Annotated in this window: 17 protein-coding genes; 11 read left to right on the top strand and 6 right to left on the bottom strand. The window is 60.2% G+C overall.

The features are described from left to right. The first annotated feature begins 39 nt into the window (after nt 1-39). Nucleotides 40-2,706 carry an alanine--tRNA ligase gene (gene alaS / locus L5849_RS02895; protein ID WP_236924340.1) on the top strand — a complete coding sequence of 889 codons (2,667 nt, stop codon included), beginning with the start codon at nt 40-42 and terminating at the stop codon, nt 2,704-2,706. Between the two features lie 9 nt (nt 2,707-2,715). On the opposite strand, the gene L5849_RS02890 is transcribed toward alaS, so the two are convergent. The 6 genes from L5849_RS02890 to L5849_RS02865 form a co-directional block, all read right to left on the bottom strand. Next, on the bottom strand, nt 2,716-2,892 hold the full coding sequence (locus tag L5849_RS02890; RefSeq protein WP_236924339.1) for a hypothetical protein: 177 nt from the start codon (nt 2,890-2,892) through the stop codon (nt 2,716-2,718). A gap of 42 nt (nt 2,893-2,934) precedes the next feature. Continuing rightward, nucleotides 2,935-3,456: a hypothetical protein gene (locus L5849_RS02885; RefSeq protein WP_236924337.1), complete on the bottom strand. Its 522-nt coding sequence runs from the start codon at nt 3,454-3,456 to the stop codon at nt 2,935-2,937. A gap of 3 nt (nt 3,457-3,459) precedes the next feature. Beyond that, nucleotides 3,460-5,220 (bottom strand): cation:proton antiporter, encoded by a 1,761-nt coding sequence (locus L5849_RS02880; RefSeq protein WP_115417035.1) that lies wholly within the window; start codon nt 5,218-5,220, stop codon nt 3,460-3,462. Nucleotides 5,221-5,270: 50 nt separating this feature from the next. Next, on the bottom strand, nt 5,271-6,926 hold the full coding sequence (locus tag L5849_RS02875; protein WP_115417034.1) for a bifunctional GNAT family N-acetyltransferase/carbon-nitrogen hydrolase family protein: 1,656 nt from the start codon (nt 6,924-6,926) through the stop codon (nt 5,271-5,273). Nucleotides 6,927-7,036: 110 nt separating this feature from the next. Beyond that, complete coding sequence (locus L5849_RS02870) at nt 7,037-8,257, bottom strand: NADP-dependent isocitrate dehydrogenase (protein ID WP_115417033.1); 1,221 nt, start codon at nt 8,255-8,257, stop codon at nt 7,037-7,039. 291 nt (nt 8,258-8,548) lie between these two features. Continuing rightward, the gene (locus L5849_RS02865; RefSeq protein ID WP_236924335.1) at nt 8,549-8,773 is read right to left on the bottom strand and encodes a hypothetical protein; all 225 of its coding nucleotides are present in this window, start codon (nt 8,771-8,773) and stop codon (nt 8,549-8,551) included. Between the two features lie 528 nt (nt 8,774-9,301). Here L5849_RS02865 and L5849_RS02860 point away from each other — a divergent pair. The 10 genes from L5849_RS02860 to hisH all read left to right on the top strand — a co-directional run bounded on the left by L5849_RS02860 (nt 9,302) and on the right by hisH (nt 19,506). Further along, complete coding sequence (locus tag L5849_RS02860; protein ID WP_236924615.1) at nt 9,302-10,600, top strand: sugar transferase; 1,299 nt, start codon at nt 9,302-9,304, stop codon at nt 10,598-10,600. Between the two features lie 331 nt (nt 10,601-10,931). Continuing rightward, entirely contained in the window at nt 10,932-11,420 is a 489-nt protein-coding gene (locus tag L5849_RS02855; RefSeq protein WP_236924333.1) for a MarR family EPS-associated transcriptional regulator, read from the top strand. Nucleotides 11,421-11,653: 233 nt separating this feature from the next. Next, on the top strand, nt 11,654-12,655 hold the full coding sequence (locus L5849_RS02850; RefSeq protein ID WP_236924331.1) for an NAD-dependent 4,6-dehydratase LegB: 1,002 nt from the start codon (nt 11,654-11,656) through the stop codon (nt 12,653-12,655). 7 nt (nt 12,656-12,662) lie between these two features. Beyond that, entirely contained in the window at nt 12,663-13,847 is a 1,185-nt protein-coding gene (locus L5849_RS02845) for a LegC family aminotransferase (RefSeq protein WP_236924330.1), read from the top strand. Continuing rightward, nucleotides 13,848-14,474 (top strand): NeuD/PglB/VioB family sugar acetyltransferase, encoded by a 627-nt coding sequence (locus L5849_RS02840; RefSeq protein WP_236924329.1) that lies wholly within the window; start codon nt 13,848-13,850, stop codon nt 14,472-14,474. Further along, nucleotides 14,471-15,490 (top strand): N-acetylneuraminate synthase, encoded by a 1,020-nt coding sequence (neuB, locus tag L5849_RS02835; protein ID WP_368735715.1) that lies wholly within the window; start codon nt 14,471-14,473, stop codon nt 15,488-15,490. The genes L5849_RS02840 and neuB overlap by 4 nt, the downstream gene beginning before the upstream one ends. After that, on the top strand, nt 15,487-16,677 hold the full coding sequence (neuC, locus tag L5849_RS02830) for a UDP-N-acetylglucosamine 2-epimerase (RefSeq protein ID WP_236924327.1): 1,191 nt from the start codon (nt 15,487-15,489) through the stop codon (nt 16,675-16,677). The genes neuB and neuC overlap by 4 nt, the downstream gene beginning before the upstream one ends. Beyond that, entirely contained in the window at nt 16,674-17,753 is a 1,080-nt protein-coding gene (locus L5849_RS02825) for a nucleotidyltransferase family protein (protein WP_236924325.1), read from the top strand. Before neuC ends, L5849_RS02825 begins: the two co-directional genes overlap by 4 nt. 4 nt (nt 17,754-17,757) lie before the next feature. Beyond that, a complete protein-coding gene (locus tag L5849_RS02820; RefSeq protein WP_255703745.1) occupies nt 17,758-18,888 on the top strand; it encodes an N-acetyl sugar amidotransferase in 1,131 nt (376 codons plus the stop codon). Between the two features lie 3 nt (nt 18,889-18,891). After that, complete coding sequence (gene hisH, locus L5849_RS02815) at nt 18,892-19,506, top strand: imidazole glycerol phosphate synthase subunit HisH (RefSeq protein WP_236924321.1); 615 nt, start codon at nt 18,892-18,894, stop codon at nt 19,504-19,506. Nucleotides 19,507-19,511: the final 5 nt, after the last annotated feature.

Genomic DNA, 19,511 nt, shown 5'->3' with positions numbered 1-19,511 from the left:
CGCTTGTCGGGCGATGCGCGATTGCCTAACTGCGCGCTCATGACTTCGACCAACGACATTCGCCGCAGCTTTCTCGACTATTTCGGCTCCCACGAGCATGCCGAAGTCGCCAGCGCGCCGCTCGTCCCGTTCAGCGATCCCACGCTGATGTTCGTCAATGCCGGGATGGTGCCGTTCAAGAACGCCTTCACCGGCCTTGAACAGCCGCCCGCACCGCGTGCGACCAGCGCGCAGAAATGCGTGCGGGCCGGGGGCAAGCACAACGATCTCGACAATGTCGGCTACACGGCGCGGCACCACACCTTTTTCGAGATGCTCGGCAATTTCAGCTTCGGCGACTATTTCAAGGAGCAGGCGATTCATCATGCATGGACGCTGCTGACCAGGGAATGGGGCCTCGATCCCGCACGCCTTCTGGTCACGGTCTATCATACCGACGATGAGGCGTTCGACCTGTGGAAGAAGCTTACCGGCTTTGCCGACGAGAAGATCATCCGCATACCGACCAAGGACAATTTCTGGGCGATGGGTTCGGACGGGCCGTGTGGTCCGTGCTCGGAAATCTTCTACGATCATGGCGATCACATCTGGGGTGGCCCTCCGGGCAGTCCGGAAGAGGATGGCGACCGCTTCGTCGAGATATGGAACCTCGTTTTCATGCAGTTCACGCAGGAAAACGACGAGATCGTTGGCGATCTGCCCAAGCCGAGTATCGATACGGGAATGGGTATCGAACGCGTAGCCGCGGTGATGCAGGGCGTTCACGACAATTACGATACCGATACGTTTAAGAACCTGATCGCGGCGAGCGAGGGGCTGACCGGCGTGAAGGCAGAAGGCGATCGCACCGCCAGCCACCGCGTGATCGCCGATCACCTGCGCTCGACCAGCTTCCTGATGGCCGACGGTGTGCTGCCGTCGAACGAAGGGCGCGGCTATGTGCTGCGCCGGATCATGCGCCGTGCGATGCGCCACGCGCACCTGCTCGGCGCAAGCGAGCCGCTGATGCACCGGCTTGTGCCCGCGCTCGTCACCGAGATGGGGCAGGCCTATCCCGAGCTCCAGCGCGGCCAGGCGCTGATCGAGGAAGTGCTCGAGCGGGAAGAAACCCAATTCCGCCGCACGCTCGACAAGGGGCTCAAGCTGCTCGACGAGGCGACCGGCGACATGGGCGAGGGCGGCACTCTCGCCGGAGAGACCGCGTTCAAGCTCTACGACACCTACGGCTTTCCCTACGACCTTACCGAAGACGCGCTGCGCAGCCGCGGGATCGGCGTCGACAGGGACGGTTTCGACGCGGCGATGCAACAGCAGAAAGCCGCCGCGCGCGCCGCGTGGAAGGGGTCTGGCGAGGCCGCCAGCGAGGACGTCTGGTTCGACATTGCCGAGCGCGAGGGCTCGACCGAATTTACCGGTTACAACTCGACCACGGGTGAGGCGGCGGTCGTCGCCATCGTCAAGGACGGTGCCGAAGTGGATTCGGCCAATGAGGGCGATGCGGTCGTCATCCTGACCAACCAGACGCCTTTCTATGGCGAAAGCGGCGGCCAGACGGGCGATGCGGGCCGCATCTGGACGCCCGAAGGGCTCGAATTCGCGGTCGAGACCACCAACAAGCCCTTGGGCCGGTTGCACACGCATGTCGGCACGATCGCCAAGGGCTCGGTAAAGCTTGGCGATGCCGTCCACCTCGAAGTCGATGCCGAGCGCCGCGACCGCATCCGCGCCAACCATTCGGCGACGCACCTTGTCCATGCCGCGCTACGGAACCGGCTCGGCGGGCATGTGACGCAGAAGGGCTCGCTCGTGTCCGACGACCGCTTCCGCTTCGACTTCTCGCATCCCAAACCGCTGAGCGAGGAGGACGTCGCCGCGATCGAGGCCGAAGTGAACGAGGAAATCCGTGCCAACGAAACCGTCGGTACGCGCTTGATGACCCCCGAAGATGCGGTCGAGGCAGGCGCGCTTGCCTTATTCGGTGAGAAGTATGGCGACGAGGTCCGCGTGCTTTCGATGGGGCGCAAAGGCGGTGCCAGGGATGGGAGCGGGCGCGACTACTCGGTCGAACTGTGCGGCGGCACCCACGTCAAGGCGACCGGCGATATCGGTCTGTTCAAGATCGTGTCGGAAAGCGCCGTTAGTTCGGGTGTGCGCCGGATCGAAGCGTTGACCGGCGAGGCGGCGCGCCAATGGCTGGTCGCACGCGATGAAGCGGTGAAGACCATCGCCAGCGCGCTCAAAACTTCGCCAGACGATGCGCCCACTCGTGTCGCTGCGTTGGTCGAGGAGCGCAAACGGCTCGAAAAGGAGCTGGCCGAGGCCAAACGTGCGCTCGCGCTAGGCGGCGGCGGTTCGGGTGATGCTGGCCCGGCCGATGAGGATATCGGGGGCGTAACGTTCTCCGGGCAAGTGATCGATGGGCTGAACCCCAAGGAACTGCGCCCGCTGCTCGATGAGGCGAAGACGCGTATGGGCTCGGGTATCGCGGCGATCTGCGCGGTTAACGAAGGGAAGGCCGCCTTTGCCGTGGCGGTTACCGACGATCTGACCGACCGCTTCAGCGCGGTCGAGCTGGTACGCACCGGTGTCGAGGCGCTTGGCGGCAAGGGCGGCGGCGGTCGCCCCGACATGGCCCAGGGCGGCGGCCCCGACGGCAGCAAGGCCGATGTGGCACTGGCTGCAGTGCGGAGCACGATTGCAGGCTGATGGTCCGACCTAGCCCCGGCGTTTGACGTCGGGCTCGCTCCCGCGCGGAATGTCCTGACCGTCCGTATCGGAGGGCGTGTCGGCATTGGCCGTCGGCGGTTCGACGGTGCTGACCGGATCCTGCATGTTCTGCGGCTTGAACTTCTCGCCATTGGACGTCGGCTTGGTCGGGCCGGGATTGCTCATGTCTGTCTCCTTTCCCGATCAACGCTCTGCTGCGTCGAAGGTTCAGGCCGACCCCAGCGTGGCAGGATCGAGCGAGGCATAGATACGGCGGAGAGCCTGCTCGCAGCGCGCGATCCGCGCGCTGTCGGCAAGCGATTGGCGAGACTGCGCAATATGCTGCAACTCGCCTTTGACGTTGAGCAGATCCTCGACCAGATCGGCGTTTGGCGCTGCGCCGAGCGCTTTCTCGACCAGATAGGCGAGGTCGCTGACAGGCCGCATGGCGAGAAAGGTTTCGACCATGGGACGGAGCAGCGACGGATCGCCGCGCCAGTCGCGTCCCTCGAAAAGCGTCTGGACGACATGCTGGCCCGCGCCGAAGCATTCGTATCGGATGCAACCTGCAAACCCCTCTTCGGCGCGGCTCTCGTAAATCGTGCATCGTCCGTCGCTGGCCAGCTTGGGGCAGGGTTCGCCTGCCGCTTTTCTCGCCGCGAAGCCCGGCATGTCGTCGGACGGATAAGCGACGCAACACAGTGCGGCGCAGCGGCCGCAGTCCGAGCGGGTCTCCAGCGCGGCGACCACGGCTCAGGCGTCCGATGTGCTCGTGCGCAACTTGGGCTTGTAGGCGAGCGCGCCTTCTTGCTCGATCTGCACACGGAACTCGTCACGCTTCTCGTGTATCGAAGCGATTACAGGACCCATGGCCACGCCGATATCGACCAGCACAGCCTCGGATAGCTGCAACGAGCTTTCAAGTGTTTCGGGAACGGCGTGGCTGGCCCCCACGCGGTAGAGCGCGGCGGCATGCCGCACATCCCGGGCGCGGCAGACGATCAGGAGATCGGGGTGTTCCTTGCGTAGCTTCGACACCAGGCGTTGGACGAGCACCGGTTCGTCCATGGTCAGAACAACAGCGAGCGCATTCTCGATTCCCAGGCGGTTCATCGCATCGCCCCGCGCCGCGTCTCCGAAGGTTGCCCTGAAACCGCTACGCTTAGCAGCCTCGATCAAATCCGGGTCGGCATCGAGAGCCACATAGGGCTTGTCATGCGCCGTGAGCATCTGCGCGACAAGCAGGCCGACGCGGCCCGCACCGACGATGATCACGCGCGGTTCGTCCTCGCTGTCGGCAGGCAATTCGGGCATCGGTTCGACGCGCCGCGCGATGGCGCGCCCCAGGCGGGCAAGCAGTGGAGTGACGGTAAGGCCGATGGCAGTGACGATTTGCCAAAACTGCGCGGTTCCCGGTTGAATGAGCAAGGCCGAGCTGGCTGCTGTGATAATGATCAGGCTGGTTTCCGATGGGCTGGCCATCAATATGCCCGTTTCCGCCGCGGTGCTGCGGCGGGCACCCATCAGACGAAGCAGAACGCCGGTTACTAGTGCCTTGAATGGCAGGATAAGAAGGACAGCCGTCGCGATAATCCCGATGTTTTCCCATATGGTTTGCAGGTCGATGCTCATGCCGACCGTGATTAGGAAAATCCCCAGGGCAAGGCCCTTGAAAGGTTCCATGATCGTTTCGACCTCGCTGTGATATTCGGTCTCCGCGATCAGCAGGCCGGCGATCAGCGCACCGACGATGGGCGACAGGCCGACTGCGGCCGTCGCCAGGCTTGCGCCGATCACGACCAGCAGCGAGGCAGCGAGAAAGAGCTCGGGACTTTTGGTGCGCGCGGCCTGGCCGAACAGGCGCGGCAAAGCGAATCGCCCCAGGATCATCATGGCCGCGATGACAAGGCCGCCCTGCCAAAGCGTGGTCAGCATGCCTTCCCACCCTTCGCCCGCCGCATTGGGGGCCATGGCGCCGAGAATGAAAACGATCGGCACGATCATGATATCCTCGAACAGCAACATTGCGAGCGCGGCGCGGCCGACCGGAGAATGCGTGCCGGCTATGGGCAGGACGATGGCGGTCGAAGAGAAGGCGAGGGCGAAGCCCAGCGCGAGCGCTCCGGTCCAGTATTGCCCCATCATCGACAGGGCGACGGCGAGACAACTGCCAATGACGATCAGTTCCATGGCACCCAGGCCGAAGACCAGTTTGCGCATTTGCCACAGGCGGTTGAAACTGAGTTCGAGGCCGATCGCGAAGAGTAGCAGGATAATCCCGAATTCCGCGAACGGTTCGAGAGCCTCGGGATCGGATATCGTTATGTGATTGAGCCATGGATATTCGAAAACGAGCCGCCCGAGACCGTATGGCCCGACCGCGAGGCCAATCAGGATGAACCCGATGATCGGCGTAACGCGAAAACGCGTGAAAACCGGAATGACGAGCCCGGCCGCGCCAAGAATGACGAGCGCGTCCGATATTGCCGGGCTTGCGAATTCTGCCGATGCCATGGCGTTACCCGTAACCGCGCCTTGCTATGCTGTCACGACGCTTGGCCTCTCTAACCCCCGCCTGCATGCGAAGGACCGAGCGGTTCGCGGCGCGGACGCGGTTTGCCAGGGTGTTTGCCGTCTTCGTCCCATTCGATGCGGTAGAGGTCGAAGCGCCGATCCGCGAGATTGCGCACCGTGCCTTCCGCGCGTGCCCAGCTTAGGTCGGCGAGGTTGATGTCGCTGATCGTCAGCGTTTCGACATTCTCGCTTGCCTCGGCGGCAATACCGTCGCGCGCGAAGGGAAAGTCGCACGGTGTGAGGATGCAGCTTTGCGCATATTGGATATCCATATTCGCGACATTGGGCAGATTGCCGACATTGCCCGAGAGGACGACGAAGCACTGGTTCTCGATCGCCCGCGCCTGTCCGCAATAGCGCACGCGTAAGTAGCCCTGCCGGCTGTCGGTGCAAAACGGCACGAAGATGATCCGTGCGCCTTCGTCGGCCAGCCGGCGGCTGAGTTCGGGAAATTCGCTGTCGTAACAGATCTGTACGCCGATCGGGCCGCAGTCGGTCTGAATCACCTCGACCTTGTCGCCGCCCTTGATATTCCACCAGTACCGTTCGTTCGGGGTGGGGTGGATCTTCTCCTGCGCATGCACCGCACCGTCGCGCAAGCAGACATAGGCGACATTGTGAATATCGCCATCGTCCATGCGCGTGGGGTGCGAACCGGCAATGATGTTGATGTTGTAGCGCATCGCCATCTCCGAGATGTCGGTGCGCAGACGCGGGGTGTATTCCGACAAACGCTCGATCGCCTCGACTGGGGAGAGTTCCTTTTCCTCGAAGCTCAGCAACATGAGCGTGAAGAGTTCGGGGAAGACTATGAAATCTGCCTCGTAATCGCTTGCTACATCGACGAAATATTCGATCGCGCGCATGAATTCGGCGTAGTCAGCGACTTGCCGCGCCTGGAGCTGGCACGTTGCCACGCGGACGGCCTCGACACCACGCGGCAGGCGCTTCTTAACCGGCTGGTCGCGTTCGACATAGGGGTTGCGCCAGACCATCATGACGGCGTTCGCCATCGAGGCCTTGTCCTCGGGCAGATAGCCTTCCATGATCCGTTCGGGCTCGAAGCCATTGGCGAGCTGGAAGCGAAGCACCGGGTCGTGCAGCTTCCCCTCGACCACCTTGTCGAGATAGTCTTCCGGTCCGTCGACCCGTCGGCGAAAACGGCGATAATTGGGCATCCGCCCGGCAAAGACGATGCCGGTCAAATCCTTCTCTTCGGCGAGCGCTCGCCGCTCTTCGTAAAGCCGCCGCCCAATGCGCACACCGCGTACCTTGGGATCGACGCACATCTCGTAACCATAGAGCCAGTCGCCGGTGGGATCGTGCCGACTGCCATAGCCATTGCCGGTGATCTCATCCCAGTCGTGGGGCTGGAAGGCCAGTGCCTCGGCGAGCTGCATGGTCGCGCAATAGCCGACCACCTCGTCGTCGAGCAGCGCGACGAAGCAGCCTTCCTTGAAATTGTTGATCTGGCCGCGGATTTCCCCGTGGGTATAGGCCGGCATGTCTTCGTAAACCCGGCGCACGAGATGCGCGATGCCGGGAATGTCCTTGATCATCGCATTGCGCACCTCGAGGCGGCGCTGGCCGAACTTCTCGGTTCCCTTGCGTTTCGTGGTGCGCTTCTTCTGTACCGGCTTGGCCATGCATTCCCCGTCTTGTTGGCGGACCCCATACGACGAGACCGGGACCGGCGTCACGCCGATCCCGGTCTCGTGCGTCACTGCCTAGGCAATGACGAAATCAGCGGAAGGTTTCAGGCCCAGGCCTGCATTTCCTTCTCAAGGTTTTCGACGATCGCCTCGAAGAACTGTTCGGTGGTCATCCAACTCTGGTCCGGACCGATCAGCAGCGCGAGGTCCTTGGTCATCTTGCCGCTTTCGACGGTCTTGATGCAGACCCGCTCGAGCGTCTCGGCGAACTTTACAACATCCGGAGTGTTGTCGAAGCGACCGCGGTAAATGAGGCCGCGCGTCCAGGCGAAGATGCTGGCGATCGGGTTGGTCGAGGTCGCCTTGCCTTCCTGGTGCTGGCGATAGTGACGCGTGACCGTGCCATGCGCAGCTTCGGCTTCGACGGTCTTGCCGTCGGGCGTCATCAGGACCGAGGTCATCAGGCCGAGCGAGCCGAACCCTTGTGCCACGACGTCCGACTGCACGTCGCCATCGTAGTTCTTGCAGGCCCAGACGAACTTGCCGCTCCATTTGAGCGCCGCCGCGACCATGTCGTCGATCAGGCGGTGTTCGTAGGTGATCTTCGCCTCAGCGAACTTGTCCTTGAATTCGTTGTCGAACACTTCTTGGAAAAGGTCCTTGAAACGACCATCGTACTTCTTGAGGATGGTGTTCTTGGTCGAGAGGTAGACCGGCCAGCCACGGTCGAGACCGTAGTTCATGCAGGCGCGTGCGAAGTCGCGGATGCTGTCGTCGAGGTTGTACATCGCCATGGCGACGCCCGAGCTCTGGAACTCGTAGACGTCGAGATCGATGTTCTCGCCGTTTTCGCCTTCGAAGACGAGGCGCAGCTTGCCGGCGCCCGGGATCAGCGTGTCCTTGGCCCGGTACTGGTCGCCGAAGGCGTGGCGGCCGACGACGATGGGGTCGGTCCAGCCCGGGACGAGCCGCGGCACGTTGTCGATCACGATCGGCTCGCGGAAGACGACGCCGCCGAGGATGTTGCGGATCGTGCCGTTCGGGCTCACCCACATCTTCTTGAGGTCGAATTCCTCGACGCGCGCCTCGTCGGGAGTGATGGTGGCGCACTTGACGCCGACACCATGCTCCTTGATGGCATTGGCCGCATCGACCGTAATCTGGTCGTCGGTCTCGTCGCGCTTCTCGATCGAGAGGTCGTAGTACTTAAGATCGACGTCGAGATAGGGCAGGATCAGCCGCTCGCGAATCCACTGCCAGATGATTTTCGTCATTTCGTCGCCGTCGAGCTCGACGATCGGGTTCGCAACCTTGATCTTCGCCATGGGGTTCCTGTTCGTTCGCATGTAGGTTGCGCGCGCCATAGCAGAGCGCGGGCCGAGGGCAAGGTTCGAACCGGGGAGTGCAGACTCTCGAGAGATCGACTCAGCTTGGTTGCGCCTTCCGGATTGCGTCAGGGCCGGGGCTGGGTCGAACATGCTGCGGGGTGCCGCGCAGAGTTTCCCCACCTGCGCGTAGCCGCTAATCGACCTGCCACCGATAAGCCTGGCTCCACGCACAAAAACGGCCGCGAACCCGAGGTCCGCGGCCGAATTTATTTGAGCAAGAAAACTTGCTTAGACGCTAACCGGATCGTCGTCATCGCTAGCAGCAGCAATGATGCCGCCGATGACAGCGAGACCAGCGAGGATGGCGATGATGAGGCCGGCACCACCGAGTTCCGAAGTCTCTTCGGAAGTGGCGGTCTGACGCTCAACAGCCACCGGGGCAGCCGAAGCAGCTACTGGCGCGAAAGCCATCGTAGCAGCCGTAGCTGAAATCAAGATTTTCTTCGCAATCATATTTTTCTCCATTGTCGACATAGATTCTTGCTGACGCACCCAATGAGATACGCCAGCCGCGCCCGTCTTCGATTCCTTACCTATTTGATTCTGCGGGCGTTAGCAACCCGCTTGGTCGCAAAATTAGTCCCCTTGGTCTGACGGGAGGGCTCTTAGCTCATACAAAGTTCTCAAAAGGTTGACGCTCGCCATGGTTCCTGTACCCGAACCTATGGATCGTGGCGATGCCGGGGATTGGCGCTCGGCAAGCGAAAACTCCGACGAATGCACCGCCCCTCGTTGCCAGGGGGTTTTCGAGCCCCCGGGGCGGGAAGCGGTCGTTCATGTACCCCGTGCGCGAGGCGTGCGACCGTATCGGCATTGACTGAGAGAGGTGAATGGTCTTTTCCAGGTAACACTACTATGCATATGGCGCCGCCGCGGCGGAATGCCCGAATTCTGATCGCAACGACCGGTCCCGTCTCAAGGCCAGTCGCATGCGAAATTCGACCTAAGGGACTGTAGGGCGTCTGGAGTAAAGTTTTGTTGGTGAATCTCCCCTCGGCGATCGTGCGCCGCGGCATATTCCACTCGTTGCGATTCGAACTCGCTTTCGTGCTTTTATTTGGGGTTATTGCTCCGGTTCTGGCGCTCGCGTTTTTCGAAGCGGGAATTTCGCATGGACTATCGCGAGTGATGAACTGGATCGGCGAGCCTGTCGTCACCAATTCAATTCTGGGCATTGCGGTAAGCACTATTGTTTCGATCGCCATTCTCCGTCGTTTGCGTTTTCATCCCGGTGTCGCAGTCGCAAGATCGATTCTTCCTGTCTTGGGCATGTCCTTCGGATTGCTTCTGGCTGCGATTGCCGGTTTGAGGATCGAGTATTCAAACAGGCTCATCATAACGTGCTTTCTGTGTGTGTTGCTGGCCCGCTTCGCAATCACGGCAATGCGGTCCCGCGCTAAGGGGGTCTTGTATTTCATTGTTCCCGGAGGGCGGGTCGACCTCGTTCGAGAGCTACGCGCAGCGCCGGTCTTTGTGATGGACAGGCCCTCCCTCGATAGCTTGCCCGATTGCGCCATCGTCGCAGACTTATATGCCGACCTCGATCCCGAATGGGAGCGCTTTCTGGCGGAAGCTGCGATTTCCGGACGTCCGGTCTATCACTACAAACAGGTGTGGGAAGCGGAGACCGGAAGAGTCCAGATAGAACACATGTCGGAAAACGGTTTCGGCGCGCTTGTTCCCAGCTTTGCCTATCAGAAAATGAAACGTGCGATCGATTTGGTACTGTGTATCCTGGCGCTGCCTTTCGTCATACCCCTGATGGCGGCATGCGCCGTCGCGATTAAATGGGACAGCCAAGGGCCGGTGTTCTTTCGCCAAAGGCGCATGGGATTTCGCGGCGTCGAGTTCAGCGTTCTCAAGTTGCGGACTATGACGGAAGGCCATGCTGGCGACGACCGCGACCTTTCTATCACTCGGAATGGTGACAAGCGTATCACGCGAGTAGGGGCGTTCTTACGGCGAACGCGGCTCGACGAACTCCCGCAGATACTCAATATCGTCCGCGGTGAGATGAGCTGGATCGGGCCTCGGCCCGAAGCTGTAAGTCTGTCTCAATGGTACGAGGGTGAGATCCCGTTTTATCGCTATCGCCATATTGTCCGCCCCGGCATTACCGGATGGGCGCAGGTGAACCAGGGGCATGTGGCTGGTTTGGGCGAGGTGGATGAAAAACTTCAGTACGACTTCTATTATATCAAAAACCTGTCGTATTGGCTCGATATCGTGATTCTCTTCAGGACTATTAGAGTGGTCTTTTCTGGCTTCGGCTCGAAGTGAGCACCAAGTAAAAAGCCGTTATTACCTGAACGGAGCATCTGTTGGTACTGATTGTACCGCGATAGAAGTTAAGGGGGCGCTGCGATCGGCAACCTTCTGGCATCCTGCTAGGGTTGGGCATCGCGCTAAGCAGTGCATTTCTGCTTATCGCGCCTTCCACTTCGGTAAGCGCATAGTTTGGAGCTCTTGGGGGGGGCGTGTGATCAGGTTGTCCCCTGAGGGCCGAGCGTGAAATCTAGGAACGCGTTTGCAGGACCAAAATCGCCTCTTCAGGCATCTGCGCGAGCCAGTCGGACATTGACCAATCACCGAAACCTGTTATCGCTCAACATTGAACGATGCAGATATGGTGTTCTTTCCTTTTGGCGCAATTTCTCGCGGTGCTGGGGCTTTTCAGGTGCCGTACGGTAACTTGCTCGGTTGTTTGAATATGGGTGGCCGTCCAACCAAACTTGATGAAAATGCCCGCTTTCGCGTTTTGCGGTTGCTGGAGAAAAGGCCCGATGTTTCGCAGCGTGAAATTGCTGACGAAATTGGAGTCAGTGTGGGTAGCGTCAACTATGTCCTGCGGGCCCTTGTGGACAAGGGCCTCGTTAAATTGAGCAGATTTAGGGCGTCGGAGGACAAGCGTCGATACTCTTACATTCTCACTCCGAAGGGGCTTGCTGAAAAAGTTGCGCTTACGAAGGGCTTTCTGGTGCGAATGCTGGAAGAATATGAAGCGTTGACGGCCGAGATTGAAGAGTTAAGGGGCGAGCTTCATTCGCCTGGGCCAAGTGGGCCTGGTGATCCGGAGCGCGGCGAAGGTAAGCTCTCGTGACAATGTGGGCGGCGGCGTTGGCTATAGTCATTTTGGCGATGGGTGGTTAGGAGCTGGTGGGAAATTATTGGGCGGAAACTGGCTGCATTACCAAGTTTAGCTAAGGCTGATCGGGGAGGTCAGGCTAACTGCCCGTGCTTTAGGTGTTGTATTCTAATGGAAATTTGAAAATGTCCGGCGTTGTTTCCGGAGTCGATCAGACAGATATTTGATGGTTTGAACAAAGGTTCGAGATGGCGAAAAAAGTATTGGTTACTGGCGCCGATGGTTTCATCGGCTCACATCTTGTCGAATGTCTTGTGAGGGATGGGTACGACGTTAGAGCTTTTGTTTATTATAATTCCTTTAACAGTTGGGGCTGGTTGGACGATGTTGCCAGCGATGTGGCAGGCCAATTCGAAGTCGTAGCGGGCGATATACGCGATCCGCACGGAGTGGATGCGTCAGTGGCCGGTTGCGACAGTGTTTTGCACCTTGCGGCGCTTATTGCGATCCCATTCAGTTACCATGCGCCCGACGCCTACGTGCAGACCAATGTTACGGGTACGCTGAACGTGCTGCAGGCTGCGCGCCGGCACGAAGTCGAGAAGGTCGTTTGTACCTCAACTTCAGAGACCTACGGGACCGCGCAATTTGTGCCGATCACCGAGGAGCATCCACTCAACGCGCAATCGCCCTATGCCGCCACGAAGGTCGGCGCGGACCAGATGGCTCTGTCTTTCCAGCGCTCTTTCGACATGCCCGTATCGGTACTGCGCCCGTTCAATACCTATGGTCCGCGTCAGTCCGCACGCGCCGTGATACCGACCATCATCGGACAGATCGCCGCGGGAAATCGCCAGATTAAGCTGGGTGCATTGCATCCTACGCGCGACTTTACCTTCGTTCGCGATACAGCTCGGGGCTTCATGCAGGCGATGGGCTGCGAGGCCTGCATCGGCGAAGTCGTGAATATCGGCTCCAATTTTGAAATCTCGATCGGTGACACCGTTTCGCTCATCGCCGAAGCGATGGGTAAACAGGTCGAGGTGGTCACGGATGACGATCGCATCCGTCCTGCTGCATCCGAAGTAGAGCGTCTTTTTGCGGCCACCGAAAAGGCCGAGCGCCTGTTTGGATGGGAACCGGAATTCTCGGGACGTGACGGGTTCGTGCAGGGGCTGGCTGAAACGGCCGACTGGTTCCAGAACCCCGCCAACCTCGCCCGCTACAAGACCGACCACTACAACATTTGAGCCGATCATGATCTGTCCGGACATACTGGCGAATGAGATCAAGGTTCGCATTCGCGATGTTCTTGGAGGCGCCGTGGGCTTTGTGCCCTTGCATGAGCCAGAGTTCCTCGGTGACGAGGAAGCGCTCGTCGTGGATTGTATCCGTTCGGGCTGGGTATCGTCGGTCGGAGAATACGTCGACCGTTTCGAAAGCGAATTGGCACGCGCCTGTGGCGTCGCGCACGGCGTTGCGGCGGTCAATGGTACGGCCGCGCTCGAGGTGGCTTTGCGGGTGGTCGGTGTCGGGGCTGGCGACGAAGTCCTGATACCGTCTCTAACCTTTATTGCCACTGCCAATGCGGCGCACCATCTCGGTGCAGTTCCGCATTTCGTCGATGTCGAAGAATCCACCTTGGGATTAGCTCCTCACGCGCTCCGCAAACATCTCGAGCGAATTGCCGAGCGGCGCGACGGAAAGACGATAAATGGTCAAACGGGTCGGCGGCTGGCTGCGGTCGTGCCGATGCATGCGTTCGGTCACCCGGTGGATATGCATGAGCTCGCGGCGGTTGCGCGCGAGTTCGAGCTCGTGGTAGTCGAGGATGCGGCAGAAGCGTTGGGTAGCACCCTTGGAGGGCGCCCGTGCGGCAGCCTCGGCCGTGTTGCCGCGCTCAGCTTCAACGGCAACAAGATCCTGACGACCGGCGGTGGCGGTGCGATCGTCACCGACGACCCGGATCTCGCAGCTCGTGCCAAGCATCTGACCACTACTGCCAAGGTTCCCCATGCCTGGGCGTTCCATCACGACGAGATCGGCTACAATTACCGTATGCCGAACATCAATGCCGCATTGGGAGTAGCGCAACTGGCCCAACTCGAGCTGCGCTTGGCCCAAAAGCGCGCGCTTGCCGAACGCTACCTTGTCGCATTTGCCGACTTGGACGGCGTCTCCGGTTTCGCCGAACGGGAGGGCACGCGATCCAATTACTGGTTGAACACCATCCTCCTGGAGCCTGAAACTGCGGATGCGCGCGACACCGTCTTGCGAGTCCTCAACGATGGGGGTTTCATGGCTCGCCCCGTCTGGGAGCCACTTCACTCGCTCGACATCTTTTCCGAATGTCCAAGCGCCCCGCTACCGGTAACGAACAGCTTGGCCGATAGGATCATAAACGTGCCGTCCTCGGCGAAACTCGCGGGGAAGGTGCCGTAAATGGGTTTGTTGCTAATCGGAGGCGGAGGGCACTGCAAAGCTGCTATCGATGTCATTGAGGAGGCAGGGATGTCGATTGCCGGTGTCCTCGACCGCCGCGACACCGCGTTGAGGCAGGTTCTCGGCTATCCCGTTATGGGAAGCGACGACGATCTTCCCGAGTTGCTGGCGCGGCACGGTGATGCACTGGTGACGATCGGGCAGATCAAGTCGCCCGCGCGCCGCATCCGTGCCTTCGAGGCTGCGCTTGCCGCAGGAGCGAGGCTTCCATCCGTGGTCTCGCCTCGGGCCCATGTGTCGCGCCATTCGACGGTCGGGGAGGGAACGCTCGTGATGCATGGCGCGGTGATAAACGCCGCGGCGCTCGTAGGGCGCAACGTCATCCTCAACTCTCTGGCACTGGTCGAGCATGACGCTCGGGTTGGCGACCATTGCCACATCTCAACCGGAGCGCGGGTCAACGGGGACGTATCAATCGGCGAGCGGTGCTTCATCGGCTCGGGCACAGTCTTGAAGAACGGCGTTCGTATCGGCAATGGGTCGGTAGTTGGGGCGGGGTGCTTCATCCACGAGGACGTCCCCGAAGGCAGCTTCATCCCCGCAACGCCTGAAAGGACCCGGTCGTGAGCCATGGTAAGCACGTCCTTGTGATCGCCGAAGCCGGCGTGAACCACAACGGCTCCCTGGATATGGCGAAACGATTGGTAGATGTCGCCGCCGAGGCAGGGGCGGACCTGGTCAAGTTCCAGACGTTCAAGGCCAGCAAGATCGCCTCGGGTTCCGCGCAAAAGGCTGCCTACCAGACACGGAACGAAGGTGGTCGCGCCGATGACGGCCAACTTGCCATGCTCGAGCGGCTGGAACTAAACGAGGCAGGACATGAAGCCCTGATCGCCCATTGTGCGGAACGTGGGATCGGCTTCTTTTCGACGGGTTTCGACCTAGACAGCCTCGATTACCTCAACGGCCTGGGGCTCAAGCGGTTCAAAGTGCCTTCGGGCGAGATCACCAACCTGCCATACTTGCGCAAGCTCGGGTCCTTCGGGCGAGATATAATCCTGTCGACCGGCATGGCTACGTTGGGCGAGATCGAAATGGCGATCGATGCTATCGAGGCCGCGGGTGTGCCGCGTAGTCGGATCACCGTATTGCATTGCACGACCGAATATCCCGCTCCGATCGAGGAGGTGAACTTGCGCGCCATGGTCACTATCGGCAGCGCTTTCGGAGTGCCTTTCGGATACTCCGACCACACCGAGGGAATAGAGGTGTCCATCGCCGCAGTGGCCTTGGGCGCCACCGTGATCGAAAAGCACGTGACGCTGGACCGCAGCTTGCCGGGGCCTGACCATGCCGCCAGTCTGGAACCGGACGAGCTTGCCTCAATGGTGCGTGGGATCCGCAAGATCGAGGCCGCCCTAGGAACGGGCCAAAAGCGCCGGACCGCATCGGAAGCCCGAAATACGGAGGTGGCGCGCAAATCGATAGTTGCGAGCCGAGCCATTGCAAAGGGCGAGCTTTTCAGCGATGTCAATTTGACTGCCAAGCGACCCGGCACCGGCCTGTCGCCGATGCGCTGGGATGACGTAGTTGGTCGTGCGGCAACGCGCGATTTCGCACAGGACGAGGAAATCGAACTGTGAAGCGGGTGTGCGTCGTAACGGGATCGCGCGCCGAGTACGGGCTGTTGCGTTGGGTGATGCAGGGGCTTCAGGACTCAGCAGTCTGTGAATTGCAGACCGTAGTTACGGGGATGCATCTGTCACCCGAATTCGGGTCCACTTGGCGGGCGCTTGTTGCGGACGGCTTTACCATCGACTGGAAGGTGGAAATGCTGTTGGGTTCTGACAGTGCGGTGGCAGTGACAAAGTCCGTAGGCCTAGCCGCCAGCGGCTTTGCCGATGCCTACGACCGCCTTGCTCCGGACCTCGTGGTCGTTCTTGGTGACAGGTTCGAGATCCTTGCGGCGGCTTCGGCTGCGTTGATCGCCGGCATTCCCATAGCGCACCTGCATGGTGGCGAGGTAACCGAGGGTGCCTATGACGATGCAATCCGTCATGCGGTGACCAAGATGGCATATCTGCATTTCACCGCGGCAGAGCCGTATCGCAACCGTGTCATCCAGATGGGCGAGAGTCCCGACCGTGTTTGGTGCGTGGGCGGTTTCGGACTCGACGGTGTGATGAAGTGCGACCGCATGTCCCGGACCGAGCTTGAAGAGAGCCTGGGGATGTCGTTGGGCGATGCCAGCATGATGGTGACTTTTCACCCAGAAACGGCCAGTGCAGCCGATCCGCTCGCGCAAATGGGCGAGCTCTTGGCCGCGCTGGAGGGCAGGCGTGAGAAGCTGATATTCACGATGCCCAATGCCGACAACGAGGGACGTGCGTTGTTTGCAATGATCGAGGACTTTGTGGCTCGCCACCCGGATCGCGCGTGTGCACATGTCTCGCTGGGTCAGCGACGGTATCTGTCGGCACTCGCTGAAGTCGACGCGGTTGTGGGCAACTCATCATCTGGGCTGATCGAGGCGCCAGCATTTGAAAAGGGCACTGTAAATATCGGTGCCCGTCAGGATGGGCGACTGCGGGCGAGTAGCGTCGTCGACTGTGACGCTGACCGCATCGATATCGCTGCAGCCATAGACCGAGTGCTCGATCCTGCATTTCGTGCCAAGGTGAAGGGGCAGCCCAATCCCTACGGGGATGGCGGTGCGAGCGAACGGACCGTGGCTGTTATCGAGGCCTGGAATCCGACAAACAAGCCAAAGCGATTTTACGACCTGCCGATGGAATCGTTCGGGCAAGAAGCGGAGCATTCTGGATCATGACGGAGAACGACCCCCGCTGGCGCCGGGCTCTTCTGCCGGTCGATGCGACTTTGGCGCAGACGATCGAGAATCTCAACGAGGTCAGCGTCAAGCTGGCGCTTTGCGTGGATGCCGATGGCAAGCTGCTCGGTTCGGTCAGCGACGGGGATATTCGCCGCGGGCTGCTGCGCGGGCTGGCCATGGACGATCCGGTCTCGGAGATCGTCAATCCCAGCCCTATGGTAGTTCCGGAAAGCGCCGACCGCGACATGGTGCGCGCTCTGATGCAGGCCAACAAGGTGCAGCAGGTTCCCGTGGTCGACCACCAGGGGCGGGTCGTGGGTCTGCACCTGTGGGACGAGTTGGCAACGCCTGCATCTCACGACCACCCCATGGTCATAATGGCCGGCGGCAAGGGCACCCGGCTGCGCCCCTTCACGGAGAACTGTCCCAAGCCGATGCTGCCGGTAGCGGGGAAGCCGATGCTGCAGCACATTATCGAGCGTGCCCAAGGTCAGGGTTTCTCTCGGTTCTTCCTTTCCCTCAATTATCTCGGAGACATGATCCGTGACCATTTCGGTGACGGTTCGGCATTCGGCGCGACGATTACTTATGTGACCGAAGGCGAACCGCTTGGCACCGCGGGCGCGTTGTCGCTGATCGATCCGCGACCCGATACGCCTTTCGTCGTTACTAACGGTGACGTGCTGACCGATATCGACTATCGCGAACTGATCGAGTTTCGCGAGCGGCTCGACGCGAAGGCGGTCATGGCTGTGCGACGGTATGATTGGACCAACCCTTATGGCGTAGTCGAAATGGAAGGGGTGGACATCTCCGGCTTTGCCGAAAAACCGGTTACACGCAGCCATATCAACGCCGGAGTCTACGCCTTCGACCCCAGTGCACTTGACCATTTGGAGGCGCAGCGCCACTGCGACATGCCGACGCTATTCGACCGCCTGCGCGAACAGGGTCGCCGTACCGTAGCTTATCCTATGCATGAACCTTGGTTGGACGTTGGTCGCCCCGACGATCTTGAACGCGCCAACCGGACACTGTCCCGACCTAACCACACAGATCCGACTTTAGGATGAAGAAATGACGACAACTGCGACGAACCAGGTGCACTGGTGTTCGAATTGCTTGGCCATGTCCACACGGCCGCGTATCGGCTTTGACGAGCGTGGCTGGTGCAATGCCTGCCAGTGGATGGAAAAGAAGAAGACCCTCGACTGGGACGCGCGGGAAAAAGAGCTCGAGGAGTTGTTGGCGAAGCATCGCCGCGACGATGGCGAGTTCGATGTGCTCGTACCCGTTTCGGGCGGCAAGGATGGGTCCTACGTGGCCTACAACCTCAAGCACAAATACGGCATGCATCCGCTTTGTGTTACCGTGACGCCTCCGTTGCCGTTGCCGCTGGGCGACAGCAACCTGCGAAACTTCGTCGAATCGGGTTATAATCACATCAGTATCAACGTCGCGCATGAGGCTGTGCGCAAGCTCAACCGCCGCGGCCTTGTCGATTTGGGCTTTCCCTATTTCGGCTGGCTTACTGCAATGCAGGCAGCGCCGGTACGGATGGCCGCGCGCCTGGGCATCGGACTGATCTTCTACGGCGAAGACGGCGAGGTCGAATACGGTGGAACCACCGAAACCGACAAGAACCCGATCTACGATGTCGCATACATGAAAAAGGTCTATCTTGAGGGTGGCTACGAGAAGATCGTCGAACGCGCTCATGACATTCCGGATGCCGACCTGAATTTTTTCCGATTCCCCACCGATGAAGAATTGGCGCGCTGCCCCGTGGAAATCACCCACTGGTCGTATTTCGAGAACTGGGATCCCTATCGCAACTACCTGGTGGCCAAGGAGCATTGCGGGCTCGAGGAGGCCAAGGACAGCAACGTCGGGACCTTTACGAATTTCTCCCAGAACGATCAGGCACTTTACTCGCTGCACACCTATCTGATGTTCCTCAAGTTCGGTTTCGGTCGCGCCAACCAGGATGCGTCGATCGAAATTCGTCGCGGCGCGATGGACCGGGACCAGGCAGTAAATCTGGTGCGGCTCTATGACGGGCACTACCCCGAGGAGTATCTCGAAACATACTTGGAATATTACCAGATGACCAAGGAGGAGTTCGATGCTGCGCTCGATCGCTGGGCCAATCCGGACCTCTTCGAAAAGGTCGATGGTCGCTGGCAGCCGCTCTTCACGGTAGTCTGAGCCATGACGGGGCTTGTCGTCGTCGATTACGGAATGGGAAACCTGCACTCGGTCCTGAGTGTACTGCGCTATCTGGGTGTCGAGCCGCTGCTCAGCAGCGATCCAGAGACAGTGGCTGGCGCAGACGCTCTTTTGCTACCAGGTGTGGGATCCTTCCGTAAGGCGATGGAGCGCCTGAACCAGACGGGCTTGGCCGACGCCTTGAAAGAGGCGATCACGGTCCGGCAACGCAAGATACTCGGTATCTGCCTCGGCCAGCAACTCATGGCCGAGTACGGCGAAGAGGATGGTGGTCAGGCCGGGCTTGGCTTTATTCCAGGTGCGGTCACCCGACTACCGCCCGTGCCAGGGCTTAAGGTGCCTCACGTGGGCTTCAACACTGTTCGCTTCGATTCTGGCAGCCGCCTCGCTGATGGACTGGGCGAGGCGGTAGATGTCTATTTCGTGCATTCCTATCGTCTGGGGGTGGAAGAACGCCCGGGAATGGCGGCCCTGTGCAACTACGGTGGCGATTTCGTGGCTGCCTATGAACATGAGAACGTTTTCGCTACGCAGTTTCATCCCGAGAAGAGCCAAACGAATGGCCTGCGCTTGTTGTCCAATTTCCTAGCCGCGTGAGGATC

This window comes from Erythrobacter sp. SN021 (genome assembly GCF_021864455.1).
Note: the sequence above shows the minus strand (reverse complement) of the source record. Positions and strands in the feature narration are given on the sequence as shown.

Excerpts from the sequence above, each read along its gene's own strand:
- alaS (WP_236924340.1), top strand. The coding sequence starts at position 40 with ATGACTTCGACCAACGACATTCGCCGCAGCTTTCTCGACTATTTCGGC.
- L5849_RS02890 (WP_236924339.1), bottom strand. The coding sequence starts at position 2,892 with ATGAGCAATCCCGGCCCGACCAAGCCGACGTCCAATGGCGAGAAGTTC.
- L5849_RS02880 (WP_115417035.1), bottom strand. The coding sequence starts at position 5,220 with ATGGCATCGGCAGAATTCGCAAGCCCGGCAATATCGGACGCGCTCGTC.
- L5849_RS02875 (WP_115417034.1), bottom strand. The coding sequence starts at position 6,926 with ATGGCCAAGCCGGTACAGAAGAAGCGCACCACGAAACGCAAGGGAACC.
- L5849_RS02870 (WP_115417033.1), bottom strand. The coding sequence starts at position 8,257 with ATGGCGAAGATCAAGGTTGCGAACCCGATCGTCGAGCTCGACGGCGAC.
- L5849_RS02865 (WP_236924335.1), bottom strand. The coding sequence starts at position 8,773 with ATGATTGCGAAGAAAATCTTGATTTCAGCTACGGCTGCTACGATGGCT.
- L5849_RS02850 (WP_236924331.1), top strand. The coding sequence starts at position 11,654 with ATGGCGAAAAAAGTATTGGTTACTGGCGCCGATGGTTTCATCGGCTCA.
- L5849_RS02845 (WP_236924330.1), top strand. The coding sequence starts at position 12,663 with ATGATCTGTCCGGACATACTGGCGAATGAGATCAAGGTTCGCATTCGC.
- L5849_RS02840 (WP_236924329.1), top strand. The coding sequence starts at position 13,848 with ATGGGTTTGTTGCTAATCGGAGGCGGAGGGCACTGCAAAGCTGCTATC.
- L5849_RS02825 (WP_236924325.1), top strand. The coding sequence starts at position 16,674 with ATGACGGAGAACGACCCCCGCTGGCGCCGGGCTCTTCTGCCGGTCGAT.
- L5849_RS02820 (WP_255703745.1), top strand. The coding sequence starts at position 17,758 with ATGACGACAACTGCGACGAACCAGGTGCACTGGTGTTCGAATTGCTTG.
- hisH (WP_236924321.1), top strand. The coding sequence starts at position 18,892 with ATGACGGGGCTTGTCGTCGTCGATTACGGAATGGGAAACCTGCACTCG.